The sequence below is a fragment of the Haemophilus parainfluenzae T3T1 genome (assembly GCF_000210895.1).
Lineage (GTDB): Bacteria > Pseudomonadota > Gammaproteobacteria > Enterobacterales > Pasteurellaceae > Haemophilus_D > Haemophilus_D parainfluenzae_A.
In genome coordinates, this window is sequence record NC_015964.1 from 338,882 (window position 1) to 354,111 (window position 15,230).

Annotated in this window: 10 protein-coding genes; 6 read left to right on the forward strand and 4 right to left on the reverse strand. The window is 41.9% G+C overall.

What is annotated here, in order from left to right; genetic code table 11:
- Nucleotides 1-2: 2 nt before the first annotated feature.
- Nucleotides 3-929 (reverse strand): bifunctional riboflavin kinase/FAD synthetase, encoded by a 927-nt coding sequence (gene ribF / locus PARA_RS01680; protein ID WP_014064259.1) that lies wholly within the window; start codon nucleotides 927-929, stop codon nucleotides 3-5.
- 50 nt (nucleotides 930-979) lie between these two features.
- Complete coding sequence (murJ, locus tag PARA_RS01685) at nucleotides 980-2,554, reverse strand: murein biosynthesis integral membrane protein MurJ (RefSeq protein ID WP_041918196.1); 1,575 nt, start codon at nucleotides 2,552-2,554, stop codon at nucleotides 980-982.
- A gap of 266 nt (nucleotides 2,555-2,820) precedes the next feature.
- On the opposite strand from murJ, the gene rpsT reads away from it, so the two are divergent.
- The 3 genes from rpsT (at nucleotide 2,821) to rlmB (ending at nucleotide 6,410) form a co-directional block, all read left to right on the forward strand.
- Entirely contained in the window at nucleotides 2,821-3,084 is a 264-nt protein-coding gene (gene rpsT, locus PARA_RS01690) for a 30S ribosomal protein S20 (protein WP_005695217.1), read from the forward strand.
- A gap of 160 nt (nucleotides 3,085-3,244) precedes the next feature.
- Nucleotides 3,245-5,590 (forward strand): ribonuclease R, encoded by a 2,346-nt coding sequence (gene rnr, locus PARA_RS01695; RefSeq protein ID WP_014064261.1) that lies wholly within the window; start codon nucleotides 3,245-3,247, stop codon nucleotides 5,588-5,590.
- Between the two features lie 79 nt (nucleotides 5,591-5,669).
- Nucleotides 5,670-6,410, forward strand: coding sequence for a 23S rRNA (guanosine(2251)-2'-O)-methyltransferase RlmB (gene rlmB, locus PARA_RS01700; protein ID WP_005698098.1), 741 nt, complete (start codon nucleotides 5,670-5,672; stop codon nucleotides 6,408-6,410).
- A gap of 65 nt (nucleotides 6,411-6,475) precedes the next feature.
- Here the strand turns inward: rlmB and brnQ are convergent, their stop codons facing one another.
- Complete coding sequence (brnQ, locus tag PARA_RS01705; protein ID WP_014064263.1) at nucleotides 6,476-7,777, reverse strand: branched-chain amino acid transport system II carrier protein; 1,302 nt, start codon at nucleotides 7,775-7,777, stop codon at nucleotides 6,476-6,478.
- 209 nt (nucleotides 7,778-7,986) lie between these two features.
- Between brnQ and nhaA the strand changes: the two genes are divergently transcribed.
- From nhaA to PARA_RS01720, 3 genes are all read left to right on the forward strand, one after another.
- Entirely contained in the window at nucleotides 7,987-9,171 is a 1,185-nt protein-coding gene (gene nhaA, locus PARA_RS01710) for a Na+/H+ antiporter NhaA (RefSeq protein WP_014064264.1), read from the forward strand.
- 310 nt (nucleotides 9,172-9,481) lie between these two features.
- Nucleotides 9,482-10,651: an EmrA/EmrK family multidrug efflux transporter periplasmic adaptor subunit gene (locus PARA_RS01715; RefSeq protein WP_014064265.1), complete on the forward strand. Its 1,170-nt coding sequence runs from the start codon at nucleotides 9,482-9,484 to the stop codon at nucleotides 10,649-10,651.
- An 8-nt stretch (nucleotides 10,652-10,659) separates the two neighbouring features.
- Complete coding sequence (locus PARA_RS01720) at nucleotides 10,660-12,186, forward strand: DHA2 family efflux MFS transporter permease subunit (protein ID WP_014064266.1); 1,527 nt, start codon at nucleotides 10,660-10,662, stop codon at nucleotides 12,184-12,186.
- Nucleotides 12,187-12,241: 55 nt separating this feature from the next.
- On the opposite strand, the gene uvrA is transcribed toward PARA_RS01720, so the two are convergent.
- On the reverse strand, nucleotides 12,242-15,073 hold the full coding sequence (uvrA, locus tag PARA_RS01725) for an excinuclease ABC subunit UvrA (protein ID WP_014064267.1): 2,832 nt from the start codon (nucleotides 15,071-15,073) through the stop codon (nucleotides 12,242-12,244).
- Nucleotides 15,074-15,230: the final 157 nt, after the last annotated feature.

Genomic DNA, 15,230 nt, shown 5'->3' on the forward strand with positions numbered 1-15,230 from the left:
TTCTATTTTGCAAAAAATGCTTTCGCTGTTTTTACGTCTTGTTCAATTTGAGCTTTCAACGCCTCAAAAGACGGAAACTTTATCTCATCTCGAATCTTATGGCAGAATTCTACCTCTATCATTTGTCCATAAATATTCTGAGAAAAATCAAATAAATGGACTTCTAATAATTGTATCGTACCGTTAATGGTTGGGCGTTTTCCCATGTTGGCGACGCCATTAAAAATCTCGCCTGATTTCAACCGCGCTTTCACCGCATAAACGCCTTTAACTGGGTTCACTTGACGATGTAAGCGAACATTCGCGGTAGGAAAACCAATGGTTCGGCCTAATTTATTGCCGTGGATAACTCGTCCAAAAATACGATAAGGCTTGCCGAGTAAATTTTGCGCATGCTGTAAATCATCTTTAGCCAACGCTTCACGAATAGCGGTGCTACTAATACGCAACTCATCTAAACAGAAGGTGCGGCTGTCTTCTACTTCAAAACCAAACTGCTTTCCGGCTTGCTGCAACATCGCAAAATTGCCTAAACGTTTCGCACCAAATTTGAAATCGTCACCAATGCTGAGAAACTTCACATTTAATTTACGTACAAGCCAATCTTCAATAAATTGTTCTGCCGGAAGATCAGCAAAAGTGCGGTCAAATTTCGCGACGATGACCACATCCACACCCGCCTGAGCCAAATAATGCAACTTATCTCTTAATCGCATTAAACGCGCGGGGGCTTTGTCGCCCATAAAATATTCGCGCGGTTGTGGTTCGAAAAGCATCACTGCCATAGGTAAATTCAGCGCATTCGCTTTCTGACGAAGATGACGCAAAATCGCCTGATGCCCCAAATGCACCCCATCAAAATTGCCAATGGTTAATGCGCACCCTGACAAATATGGCTGTGAATTATGAAGCCCACGAATTAATTGCATTACATCTTATCCAAAAAAACAAAAAATAATCGGTGCATTATAGCGGTAACTTAATGTTTTGTCAGTAAATGGTGTTTACGAACACCTAATAGCACCAATACGCCTAAATAAACGACCGCAGCCAACCCAATTAACCAAACCAACCAATAGATACGCATTAAAAATGTCATGGCTGCCCATTCTTGAATCGGTGGGCAGTTATACCAAACCAAACCGCCCATAGCTAAGGCTGCCCCTAAAACTTTCAGAAAAAAGACCGCACTTTTACGTGAAAAATGGTATACATCCTCTTTAGCTAAACCACGATAAAGCAAATAAGCATTTAAGGTTGCTGACATGGCAGAAGCAATCGCTAAGCCCACATAACTAAATGGAATCGCCAATACATTAAAGCCCATATTGCTCACCATGGCGATGATCCCGATTTTCACGGGCGTTTTAGTGTCTTGGCGTGCGTAATAGCCATTAGCTAGGATCTTAATCAGCATAAAGCTAAGCAAACCAGCATTGAATGCCCATAAAGAATAAGAGGCTGCGTACACATCTGTTAAGGTAAAACTGCCACGCATAAACAATACCAGTAACATCGGCTGGGCTAACACGGCAATCCCAATCGCGGCAGGCACACCGAGTAATAAAATCATTCGCACGCCCCAGTCCATGGTATCGCGAAAATCAACCGCACTTTGGGAAGAATTGTCTTCTCGATTCACGTGATGGCGAGCAAGTGTCGGTAAAATCACGGTGGAAATGGCGATACCAAATAGACCAAGTGGAAACTCTAATAGACGATCAGAATAATAAAGCCAACTAATAGATCCCGTCATTAAGAAACTGGCAATGACCGTATCAAGTAGCAAGTTGATTTGACTTACGGAAACCCCGAACAAGGCAGGAATCATCAATCGACGAATTTTGGCTACCCCTTCATCATGCCATGCCCATTTTGGTTTTACGAGCAAGCCGGCTTTTTTCAAGAAAGGGATTTGGAATAAAAATTGTAATAAACCACCTAAGAAGATCCCGATAGCAAGGGCAAGATCAGGATTGTCTAATCTTGGCGCGAGGAAAAGTGCAGTTGCAATCATGGCGATATTGAGTAAAACAGGCGAAAACGACATCACGCCAAATTTGCCTATCGTATTTAAAATCGCGCCGGAAAGTGCCACAAAGGTGACGAACCATAAATAAGGAAAGGTGATTTTCAAGAGTAAAGACGCTTGTTCAAATTTGTGCGCATCAGGTCCGTCATTTAGCCAATCGGTAAACCAGCCCATTCCAAAGATCGCCGCCACAACAGGTGAACCTACCATAGCAAGTAAAGTGACAATACTGACTAATCCGCCTAGTGTACCCGATACTTTCCCGATAAATTCTCGGGTTTTAGAAAGATCGCCCGATTTTTGATATTCGGCTAATACGGGTACGAAAGCCTGAGAAAATGCCCCTTCCGCAAATAAACGACGTAAAAAGTTTGGGATACGGTTAGCGAATAGAAACACGTCTGCCGCCGCGCCTGCACCGATTAAATGGGCTATTACCACATCGCGGACTAAACCTAACACACGGGACACTAGTGTCATCCCACTCACGATAATGCCGGATTTTAAAAGTCGTTTACTCAAAATAGGGGTCTCTTCAAAAAAATTTGCCTTAATTGTATAGAATTTTTGTTTTTACGCTATATTCCAACGAAAAAAACTGATAAAATCCTGCCCACATCGTTTGTGTGAGCCAATAGAAAGCGCTTTTTTTAAATAACGATGCTTACTTTCGGTTGTGTCTCACCGAAATCAACACAAATTATTCATTGACAAAAGTATAAAAAATCGGCATATTCTACGCCCTTATTTTGTCATAATCATCTAACAGAAATTTTAGGAGTTTGACCTTGGCTAATATCAAGTCAGCAAAAAAACGTGCGGTTCAATCTGAAAAACGCCGCCAACACAACGCAAGCCAACGCTCTATGATGCGTACTTACATCAAAAAAGTATATGCTCAAGTAGCAGCAGGTGAAAAAGCAGCAGCTGAAGCAGCATTCGTTGAAATGCAAAAAGTTGTTGACCGTATGGCTTCTAAAGGCTTAATCCACGCTAACAAAGCAGCAAACCACAAAGCTAAATTAGCTGCTCAAATCAAAAAATTAGCGTAATTAAAGCATTAAAACAGCTTAAAAATAAAACCGCACTTTGGTGCGGTTTTTGTTTGTCTTAAACCGTCCTGCCACAAACGTCTGATAACAAGCTTGCATTCCCCCCTTTAACCTGTAAACTACCCCACAACTTAAAAATTAATCATAAAACAAACAATAAATGACCAAAAAATCTTTTAAAAAAGCAGATCCGAACTATCAAAAAGAATTAGCCAAATATGGTAATCCGATCCCAAGCAGAGACTACATTCTGCAAATCATCCGTGAAAATAATGCCCCGATGAGTCGGGAGGAAATACTGACCGCACTTTCAATTAAAAGTGACGAACAACAAGAAGCCATGCGTCGTCGCTTGCGTGCCATGGAGAATGATGGACAGTTAGTTTTTACTAAACGTAAACGCTATGCCTTGCCTGAAAAATTAGATTTATTCAAAGGCATGGTCATCGGCCATCGCGAAGGCTATGGCTTTTTACAAGTCGAAGGTAAAAAAGAGGATCTCTTTATTCCTAATCACCAAATGCAACGTGTAATGCATGGTGATTTTGTATTAGCGCAACCTGCAGGCTTAGATCGCCGAGGTCGTCGCGAAGTCCGTATTGTTCGCGTGCTTGAAAGTCGTAAAAAACAAATTGTCGGCCGTTTCTTCTTAGAAAATGGCTTTAGCTATGTGGTGCCTGATGACAGTCGTATCGGACGAGATATTTTAGTCCCTAATGAACACCGAAATGGCGCCAGAATGGGGCAAGTTGTCGTGGTCGAATTGCAAGAACGATCCGCCTCCTTTACTCAACCTATTGGTATCATTAGCGAAATTCTGGGTGACAATATGGCAAAAGGGATGGAAGTGGAGATCGCCCTTCGTAATCATGACATCCCTCACCAATTCCCAAGTGCGGTCGAAAAATACGTTAAAAAATTCACGGAAGAAGTGCCTGAAGAAGCAAAAAAAGGCCGTGTGGATTTACGCAATCTGCCACTGGTTACCATTGATGGCGAAGATGCGCGCGATTTTGATGATGCTGTATATTGCGAAAAAAGCGGTAAAGGCTGGAAACTTTGGGTGGCGATTGCCGATGTCAGCTATTATGTGCGTTTACGTTCTGCATTAGACACTGAAGCTTATAACCGAGGTAACTCCGTTTACTTCCCAAATCGTGTTGTACCAATGTTGCCTGAGATTTTATCGAACGGATTGTGTTCACTGAATCCACAAGTTGATCGCTTGTGTATGGTGTGTGAAATGCACATTTCTGCCAAAGGTAAACTCACGGACTATCGTTTTTATGAAGCGGTAATGAATTCTCATGCACGTTTAACCTATACGAAAGTCGCGGCAATTTTAGACGGCGATGATGAACTTCGCACGCGCTATCAAGGGCTAGTACCACATTTAGAAGAACTGCATCATCTCTATCAAGCATTGCTAAATGCACGCAAACAACGTGGTGCCATCGATTTTGAAACCATCGAAACCAAATTTATTTTCAATGCCATGGGACGAATTGATCGCATTGAACCTGTTGTGCGAAATGATGCGCACAAAATCATTGAAGAATGCATGATTCTTGCAAATATTGCAGCAGCAAACTTTATGGAAAAGCATAAAGAGCCTGCACTCTATCGTATTCATGCCACTCCGAGTGAAGAAAAACTGACGTCTTTCCGTGCGTTTTTAAGTGAATGTGGTTTAAGCCTTGAAGGTGGCATGAAACCGACCACAAAAGATTATGCGAAATTGTTAGAGCAAGTGAAAGATCGTCCGGATCACGAACTCATTCAAACCATGTTGCTCCGTTCATTAAGCCAAGCGGTTTATCATGCGGATAATATCGGCCACTTTGGTTTGGCGTTAGAAGAATATGCACACTTCACTTCCCCGATTCGTCGTTATCCAGATTTAACCCTACATCGTGGGATTAAGTATTTGTTAGCGAAAGAAAAAGGCGCCAAACGTAAAACGACGGATACTGGTGGCTATCACTATTCCTTTGATGAAATGGATTTATTAGGCGATCACTGCTCGATGACAGAACGCCGTGCCGATGATGCCACTCGCGAAGTAGCAGATTGGCTGAAATGTGAATATATGCAAGATCACGTGGGTGCTGAATTTAGCGGAGTGATCTCATCTGTAACGGGCTTTGGCTTATTCGTTCGTTTGGATGATTTATTCATTGACGGCTTAGTCCATATTTCTACTTTAGATAACGACTACTATCAATTTGATGCGGCAAAACAACGTTTAATCGGTGAAAATAGTGGTATGATTTATCGCCTTGGCGATAAAGTCAAAATTCGCGTGCTCGCCGTTCATTTAGAACAAAAAATGGTGGATTTCAGTTTAGTCGAAAGTGCCAGAAAACCTCGTCGCTTGGGCAAAACAGCGAAACAAAAAGCGAAAAAAGTCTTTAAGGAACTGCCACCTAAAGCGTCAAAAAAACGCAAAAGTGCGGTTAAAAATAAAGATGTTTCTAAGAAACCGACTAGAAAACGGAAGAAATAATATTTTTACTGAATATCCACTTCCCCCTCTTTGCTAAAGAGGGAGGATAATGACAAAAAATAATAAACAAGAGAACCCTATGTCAGAAAATATCTATGGTATCCATGCTGTAAACAGCATTTTAGCAAATAGCCCTGAACGTTTAATTGAAGTTTTTGTGCTGAAAGGCCGTGAAGATAAACGCCTGCAACCGTTACTCAATGAGCTCTATGCTTTAGGCATTGCGGTGCAATTTGTAAACCGTCAAACATTAGATAAAAAATCCAATGGTGAAGTGCATCAAGGTGTGATTGCTCGAGTGCAAGAAGCCAAAGAACTGAATGAACATGATTTAGATGAACTTCTTACTCGTAAACAAAATCCTCTTTTATTGGTGCTTGATGGTGTGACAGATCCCCATAACCTAGGAGCCTGTTTACGTACTGCGGATGCAGCTGGTGTGAGTGCAGTTATCGTACCAAAAGATAAATCCGCTCAACTCACTTCTATTGCACGTAAAGTGGCTTGCGGTGCTGCGGAGACCGTACCATTAATTCGTGTTACTAACTTAGCGCGCACTTTGCGAGATCTACAACAAAATCATAATATTTGGGTAGTAGGTACAGCTGGCGAAGCAACAGAAACCATTTACCAAAGCAAACTCACGGGTTCTCTTGCCTTAGTGATGGGGGCGGAAGGTGAAGGCATGCGTCGCCTTACGCGTGAGCACTGCGATCAGCTGATTAGTATTCCAATGGCGGGCTCTGTTTCATCCCTCAACGTTTCAGTTGCGACTGGCGTATGTTTATTTGAAATTGTGAGACAACGTCTAGCCGCCTAAAAACGCGTGAAAAAACGACCGCACTTGATATAAAAAATGCCGACAAATCATTGTCGGCATTTTTGTTATTTTGAAATCGTTTTCCCAAATATCATGGAAAGCACTAAAGTACATAATGCGGGTACAAGCCACGCAAGCCCTTGTGAATAGAGCGGGAAATGAGTCATGATTTGATGTAAACCTTCCGGCAACATATCCAAGTTTTTCAAGCTATCAATTAAACTAAAACAAACTGTCACAAAAATAGTGGTGTAATAGCTCAATCGAATAGAAGGCAATTTATTACGCACAAGCTGTAAAACCACTAACATGATCGCCATTGGGTAAATCAACAATAAGGCTGGAATTGTCACTCGGAGTAATTTTGTTAAGCCATATTGTGAAATAATTGTAGTCATGGCGGTGAAGAAGACGATCCAAAATGGATAGGAAAAACGTGTCGAAAACTTGGAGAAATAATCACCACAAGCACTGGTTACGCCCACTAACGTGGTTAAACTTGCTAAAGTAATAATCCCTGCCATGATCCAGGTTCCCGCCGTGCCGAATAAACTGTTCACATAACGAGAGAAAATTTGGCCGCCATTTGTTGCACCTTGTGCCACAGCATCAGAAGTCGCCCCTAAATAGAATAAGGCAAAATATAAACAACCTAATAAAATGACAGAAACAAAGCCCGCTGAAATCGTATATTGAACAATCTTTTGTGGATTAGTCACATTTTTTGCAGACAACGCCCGTGCAACAATGCCACCAAAGGCAATCGCAGCCAGTACATCCATCGTTTGATAACCACTAATTAATCCTGTAGTTAGTGCTGAATTCTCAGCATAAGCCTGGGAAGGCGCAACAATGTCAGAAAGAGGTGAAACAAAAACCGTGATCCCAACAACGAGTAATAATACCAACAATGCCGGCGTCATCACTTCACCCAGCGTTGAAATAATGGTACTTGGGCGAATCATGAATCCCATCGCGATAATATTAAAGATCACAGAGAAAATCAAACGTGTCGTCGCACTATCTTCAACGAGCCCCAATGGCAACCATGCCATTTCATAAGCGACATTGGTAATTCGAGGCATTGCAAAGGTTGAACCGATGACTAAATAAAGAATGGTTAAAAAGGATACGCCTGCCCACTTGGGTAAGTCCTTAGTCAGTTCTTCGCCACGTCCTAATACTGACACCACAACCAATGTAATAAATGGCATGAGTACGCCTGTTATCACAAACCCTAGCGAAGCCGTTGCCCAATGGTTGCCTGCGGAGTACCCCTCCATCGGTGGGAAAATAATATTTCCCGCGCCTAAAAATAAAGCAAAAATCATCATACCTAGTACGATGATGTCTTTTTTTGAAAACATAAGTATTCTCGAATAAATAAATTTTAAGAATTTTACTATTAAATTGTTTTTTATTCCAAAAATGAAAATAAATTTTGTGAAATAGATCACGAAATCTATCACATTCCGATTAAATCACACATTATCCAATGCCTAGTTTCCCAAAATCAGTAAATTTGTGATAATATCCAGCCTTTATTATTTTTTATTACTTTTTTAGGAGAGAATGAATGAATAAACTGAGTTTGATTCAACAAATTCAGCGTTTTTTCAAATTGGAATCAGCTGGCGGAATTTTATTACTTTTTTCAGCGGTAGTCGCAATGCTATTAGCCAATTCACCGCTCAATCAAAACTATAACGACTTTTTAAACTTACCAGTCAGTATTCAAGTGGGGACTTTTTCTATCGATAAAACCTTAATTCACTGGATCAACGATGGTTTTATGGCGGTATTCTTTGTTTTAGTTGGAATGGAAGTCAAAAGAGAATTATTCGAAGGCTCCCTTTCAAGTTATCAACAAGCAGTTTTTCCTGCGATTGCTGCCGTTGGCGGAATGGTTATTCCTGCCTTGATTTATATTTTTATTGCACAACAAGATCCTACTTTAGCCGATGGCTGGGCTATTCCAATGGCAACAGATATCGCCTTTGCACTCGGGATCATGTCGTTATTAAGTAAACAAGTGCCACTCCCACTAAAGATCTTTTTACTTGCTTTAGCCATTATTGATGACTTAGGTGCCATCGTTGTTATTGCTCTGTTTTTCTCGCACGGTTTAAGTGTACAAGCACTCATCTTTGCTGCAGTTGCTATTATTGTACTTATCGCATTAAACCGCTTTAAAGTGACCGCACTTTGTGCCTATATGGTAGTGGGTACAATCTTATGGGCTTCTGTATTAAAGTCAGGTGTGCACGCTACCCTTGCAGGGGTTATCATCGGATTTTGTATTCCATTGAAAGGCAAAAATGGCGAAACACCATTACACGACTTTGAGCACATTCTTGCCCCTTGGTCATCCTTTGTTATCCTGCCATTATTTGCGTTTGCTAATGCGGGGGTAAGCTTCGATGGCATTGATCTCAACATGCTGACATCACCATTATTGCTCGCGATTTCTCTTGGCTTAATTATCGGAAAACCACTTGGTGTATTTGGTTTCAGCTATCTTTCCGTTAAACTAGGCATAGCAAAACTTCCACAAGGCATCAACTTCAAACAAATTTTTGCCGTGGCGATTTTATGTGGTATCGGTTTCACCATGTCAATGTTCTTAGCCAGCCTTGCCTTCAATGCCGATGCAGGTGAAAGCATTAACGCCCTTTCTCGCTTAGGGATCTTATTAGGTTCTACTGTTTCTGCGATTGTGGGGTATATCGCGTTAAAAGCGACTACAAAACTACCTAGCTAATCACTTCTTACAAAAAAATCCTTTGCTAATTTAACAAAGGATTTTCTTTTTTATTTACAGTAACTATAACAAAACCCCACTCTCAGCTTTGGTAACGTTCATTATAAACAAGCTCTTATAGATATTCCCCAGTCAGGATGAGTCGGGTAGATTAATCCGATATTGAAGGTAGCCTCTGAACTATGTACTTTTTTACGCTAAAGTGCGGTCATTCTTGAAATAATTCTAATTCACGTTCATAATGAACAAACATTCATATTTTATAGACTGAAGCCTTTTTGCTTCATCATTTTCCGATAAGGCTCGCATTATGTCCGATCAACAAACAGACACACAAAACTCTTCAAATAATAAATCTCAACAACGTAAAAAAGGGCTTTCTATTTTTATTCTTTTGCTTCTTCTGATTTCGGTCGGCTCTGTGGCTTATTGGTATTTCTTTATTAAAGGCTTTGAAGAAACGGAAGATGCCTATGTGAGCGGCAATCAGGTGATGATTTCGGCACAAGTAGCAGGAAATATTTCGAAAATTAATGTCGATAATATGGATCCCGTACAAGCGGGCGATGTGTTATTAGAGCTGGATGACACCAACGCCAAATTGAGTTTTGAGCAAGCTAAAAGCAATTTAGCCAATGCGGTTCGCCAAGTTTCGCAACTGAATTACACCGTAAAACAATTAAAATCTGCCGTTCGTGCGAATGAAATTACCCTTGCTCAAGCGCAAGGAAACTTGAACCGTCGAGTACAATTAGTCAAAGATGGCGCAATTGATAAAGAGTCTTTCCAACACGCCAAAGAGGCCGTTGAACTGGCAAAAGCGAACTTAACGACCTCACAAAACCAACTTGAAGCCAATCAAGCCTTATTGTTAGACGGTCCTTTAAGTGAACAACCGCAAATTCAAAGTGCGGTCAGTAATTTGAAACAAGCCTGGTTGAATTTAGAGCGTACGAAAATCCGCAGCCCAATTAAAGGCTATGTGGCTCGTCGCAATGCGCAAGTAGGACAAGCCGTTTCTGTTGGTGGCGCATTAATGGCAGTGGTCACTACCGATCAAATGTGGTTAGACGCCAACTTCAAAGAAACACAATTAACCCATATGCGAATTGGTCAGCCGGTTGAAATTCATTTCGACCTTTACGGCAAAGATAAAACCTTTAATGGAAAAGTCGTGGGAATTGAAATGGGTACGGGTAGTGCATTCTCATTATTACCAACCCAAAATGCAACCGGTAACTGGATCAAAGTGGTGCAACGCGTGCCAGTGCGTATTCAATTAGATCCGCAACAGCTAGCTGAAAATCCATTACGTATCGGTCTTTCTGCGACTGTGAAAGTGAATGTGACCGATAGCCAAGGTGAAACCTTGCGTGACCAAGCGCCAGCTACAACGCTTTATTCCACGAATGTGCTGCAATATGATGAAAGTGCGGTCAATAATTTGATCGAATCTATTATTCGCGACAATAGCTATTAGGTTTCGTTATGCCGCAATCTCATTTCAAGCCGCTACAAGGCGGTGCGTTAGCGATGCTCACATTGGTGCTTTCATTAGCCACCTTTATGCTCGTGTTAGACTCCACCATCGCCAACGTAGCCATTCCAACTATTGCTGGTGATTTGGGGGCATCGTCGAGTCAAGGAACCTGGGTGATCACCTCGTTTGGTGTGGCAAATGCTATTTCAATTCCGATTACAGGCTGGCTAGCAAAACGTTTTGGTGAAGTGCGGTTATTTTTAATCTCAACCTTATTATTCGTGTTGGCCTCTTGGCTTTGTGGCATTTCACACAGTTTGGAAATGTTGATCGTTTTTCGTGTCCTTCAAGGTGCAGTAGCGGGTCCCATCATTCCCCTTTCTCAAAGTTTATTATTAAATAACTACCCGCCAGAAAAACGCGGAATGGCATTAGCTTTTTGGTCAATGACGATCGTGGTCGCCCCGATTTGTGGGCCTATTTTAGGCGGTTGGATCAGCGATAATATTCACTGGGGTTGGATTTTCTTTATTAACGTTCCGATTGGGCTTGCCGTTGTCTTAATCAGTTGGAAAATTTTAGAAGGCCGAGAAAGCAGAATTTCTCATCAACCTGTTAACACTGTCGGACTGATTTTGTTAGCGCTCGGTGTGGGTGCATTGCAATTAATGCTGGATCAAGGTCGTGAGCTAGATTGGTTTAATTCCACTGAAATTATGGTGCTTACCATTATCGCGGCGGTAGGTTTAATCGCCCTCATTATTTGGGAACTCACAGACGATAATCCGGTTGTGGATGTCTCCTTATTCAAATCTCGAAATTTCACCGTAGGTTGTGTTTCAACCAGCCTTGCTTTCTTGGTGTATTCAGGGACGGTCGTGCTTATCCCGCTTCTACTCCAACAGGTTTACAACTATACAGCAACATGGGCGGGGCTTGCGGCTGCGCCAGTTGGATTATTGCCGATTCTACTTGCGCCGATTATCGGGAAATTCGGCAATAAAATTGATATGCGGATTTTAATTACCGTCAGTTTTATGGTTTATGCGCTGACCTTTTATTGGCGAGCCGTGACCTTTGAACCAGAAATGACCTTTATGGATGTGGCATTACCGCAATTTGTGCAAGGGTTAGCGGTCGCCTGTTTCTTTATGCCGCTGACAACCATTACCCTTTCAGGTTTACCACCCGAAAAAATGGCTTCGGCATCGAGCTTATTTAATTTTCTCCGAACTCTTGCCGGCTCAATAGGCACATCACTTACTACTTTTATTTGGTATAACCGCGAAGCCGTGCATCACACGCAACTCACGGAAGTCATTAATCCATATAATCCGATTTCCCAACAATTCTTCCAAACTATGGGAAGTTTTGGTTTAAGCGAAGAACAAACGGCATCATATCTTGCCAGACAAATCACCGCCCAAGGATTTATCATCGGTGCCAATGAAATCTTCTTAGTCTCTGCGATAACATTTATTTCCTTGGTTGTTCTCATTTGGTTTGCTAAACCACCTTTCAGCAGCAAACATTAAAACACCCGAAAAAATAACCGCACGTTGATGATATTCAAAAGTGCGGTTAGTTTTTCTAGCCTTTTGCCAAGATGTCTTTTAGGAATCTCGCAGTATGCGAACCTTTAACTTTGGCGACTTCTTCCGGTGTACCTGTCGCGATGATTTTACCACCACCGCTACCTCCTTCTGGGCCGAGATCCACAATCCAGTCTGCGGTTTTAATCACATCTAAGTTGTGTTCGATCACCACGATGGTATTGCCTTGATCGCGTAAACGATGTAACACCTCGAGAAGTTGTTTAATATCGGCAAAATGCAGACCAGTTGTCGGTTCATCCAAAATATAAAGGGTTTTACCGGTATCGCGTTTTGAAAGCTCTGTTGCCAACTTAACGCGTTGTGCCTCACCACCTGAAAGTGTGGTAGAAGACTGACCTAAACGAATATAGGACAAGCCAACATCCATCAAGGTTTGTAGTTTACGCGCAATCATTGGGATCGCATCAAAAAACTCACGGGCTTCTTCAACCGTCATATCCAACACTTGGTGAATGGTTTTACCTTTGTATCGGATCTCCAAAGTTTCACGGTTATAGCGTTTACCTTTACATTGATCACAAGGTACATACACATCCGGCAAGAAGTGCATTTCAACTTTAAGCACACCGTCACCTTGGCATGCTTCACAACGACCACCACGCACGTTAAAGCTAAAACGTCCTGGGTTATAACCACGTGCGCGCGCTTCTGGTACGCCCGCAAATAACTCACGAATTGGCGTGAATAAGCCCGTATAAGTCGCTGGGTTAGAGCGCGGTGTACGGCCGATCGGGCTTTGGTTAATATCGATCACTTTATCGAAATACTCCAAGCCTTCAATGGATTTATAAGGCGCAAAATCCGTTTTTTCCGCACGATTTAAAGCATTTTGAGCCAGTGGGAATAAGGTATCATTGATTAGCGTTGATTTGCCTGAACCTGATACCCCCGTGATACAAGTAAATAAGCCCACTGGAATTTCTAAATTCACGCCTTTCAGGTTATTCCCTGTCGCGCCTTTTAATTTTAAAAGTTTGCTTTTATCAAGTGCGGTTCGTTTTTTCGGAATTTCGATTTTTTCTTCACCCGATAAGAACTTACCTGTAATTGAATTTGGGTTTGCCATAATCTCTTTGGCTGTGCCTTGTGCGATCACTTGGCCACCGTGTACACCTGCCCCCGGGCCAATATCAATAATATGATCGGCTTCTCGAATGGCGTCTTCATCATGTTCCACCACGATCACGGTGTTACCCAAATTGCGCAAGTGAATCAGCGTATTTAACAGACGTTCATTATCGCGTTGATGCAAACCGATAGAAGGCTCATCCAACACATACATGACGCCCACTAATCCCGCACCAATTTGGCTAGCTAGTCGAATACGTTGCGCTTCACCACCCGAAAGGGTTTCGGCAGAACGAGAAAGGGAAAGATAATTCAAGCCCACATTCACTAAAAATTCTAACCGCTCTCTGATCTCTTTCAGGATTTTTTCTGCAATTTGTGCTTTTTGACCGGTTAAAGTAAGCCCTTGGAAAAATTCAAGGCTTTCACCAATGCTTTTCTCTGAAATTTGTGGCAAGTTAATATTACCGATATATACGTTACGAGCTTCTGGACGAAGACGCGAGCCACCACAATCTGCACAAGGGCGATTGCTGATATTTTTCGCCAATTCTTCGCGCACAGACATGGATTCCGTTTCTTTGTAACGGCGCGCCATATTATTCAAAATCCCTTCAAAAGGATGTTTGCGGATCACCACATCGCCACGGTCGTTCATGTATTGGAATTCAATTTCTTCCTTGCCTGAACCGTGCATCACAATATCTTTAATTTTTTGTGACAAATCTTCGTATGGCGTTTCAATATCAAATTTATAATGCTTCGCCAACGAGGTAAGCATTTGATAGTAATAGAAATTGCGACGATCCCAACCTTTCACCGCACCACCTGCGAGGGAAATGCTTTCATTTTGCACCACACGGCTTTCATCAAAGAACTGCTGAACACCTAAGCCATCACAAGTCGGACACGCCCCTGCCGGGTTATTAAATGAGAATAAGCGAGGCTCTAATTCGGGCACGGAATAACCACAATGCGGACAAGCAAAGTTTGCCGAGAAAACTAATTCTTCAGCCTTAGGATTATCCATATCAGCCACCACAGCCGTACCACCAGAAAGCTCCAAAGCCGTTTCAAAAGATTCTGCTAAACGTGTGGCTAAATCTGACCGCACTTTAAAACGGTCCACCACCACTTCAATGGTATGTTTTTTCTGTAAAGCAAGTTCTGGCGGATCAGATAAATCACAGATTTCACCATCAATTCTTGCACGAATATAACCTTGTGCCGCCAAGCTATCTAACAGCTTAACATGCTCACCTTTACGATTTTTCACCACCGGCGCAAGCAACATCATTTTGCTTTCTTCAGGCAAGCTTAGGACTTTATCCACCATTTGGCTGATGGTTTGTGCCGTTAATGGCACATCATGTTCCGGACAGCGTGGTTCCCCTACGCGAGCAAACAGCAAACGCAAGTAATCATAAATTTCGGTGATAGTCCCCACGGTTGAACGCGGGTTATGAGAAGTGGATTTTTGCTCAATAGAAATCGCCGGCGACAAACCCTCAATTGAATCTACATCCGGTTTTTCCATCAAAGAAAGGAACTGACGCGCATAAGCAGAGAGCGATTCCACATAACGGCGCTGCCCTTCCGCATAAAGCGTATCAAATGCTAAAGAAGATTTGCCCGAACCGGACAAACCTGTAATCACAATTAATTTATCGCGCGGAATGGTTAAATTGATGTTTTTGAGGTTGTGAGTTCTAGCCCCACGAATGTCGATAGTATCCATAAAAAAAGCGATTGCCTTAAGAAAATAAATTCAAAAATTGCGACCATTATCGCATATTTCAATATCTGTGCAAATATCCAGTTAATTTTTATGGATCTTTTGTTTCTTTTAAGGCAAAATAACCAAAATTTTTCACCTTATTTCTAAAATATAGAGG

What these genes read in the sequence shown, in the direction of transcription:
- ribF (WP_014064259.1), bottom strand. Translation starts at nt 929, where the DNA reads ATGCAATTAATTCGTGGGCTTCATAATTCACAGCCATATTTGTCAGGG.
- rnr (WP_014064261.1), top strand. Translation starts at nt 3,245, where the DNA reads ATGACCAAAAAATCTTTTAAAAAAGCAGATCCGAACTATCAAAAAGAA.
- rlmB (WP_005698098.1), top strand. Translation starts at nt 5,670, where the DNA reads ATGTCAGAAAATATCTATGGTATCCATGCTGTAAACAGCATTTTAGCA.
- brnQ (WP_014064263.1), bottom strand. Translation starts at nt 7,777, where the DNA reads ATGTTTTCAAAAAAAGACATCATCGTACTAGGTATGATGATTTTTGCT.
- nhaA (WP_014064264.1), top strand. Translation starts at nt 7,987, where the DNA reads ATGAATAAACTGAGTTTGATTCAACAAATTCAGCGTTTTTTCAAATTG.
- PARA_RS01715 (WP_014064265.1), top strand. Translation starts at nt 9,482, where the DNA reads ATGTCCGATCAACAAACAGACACACAAAACTCTTCAAATAATAAATCT.
- PARA_RS01720 (WP_014064266.1), top strand. Translation starts at nt 10,660, where the DNA reads ATGCCGCAATCTCATTTCAAGCCGCTACAAGGCGGTGCGTTAGCGATG.
- uvrA (WP_014064267.1), bottom strand. Translation starts at nt 15,073, where the DNA reads ATGGATACTATCGACATTCGTGGGGCTAGAACTCACAACCTCAAAAAC.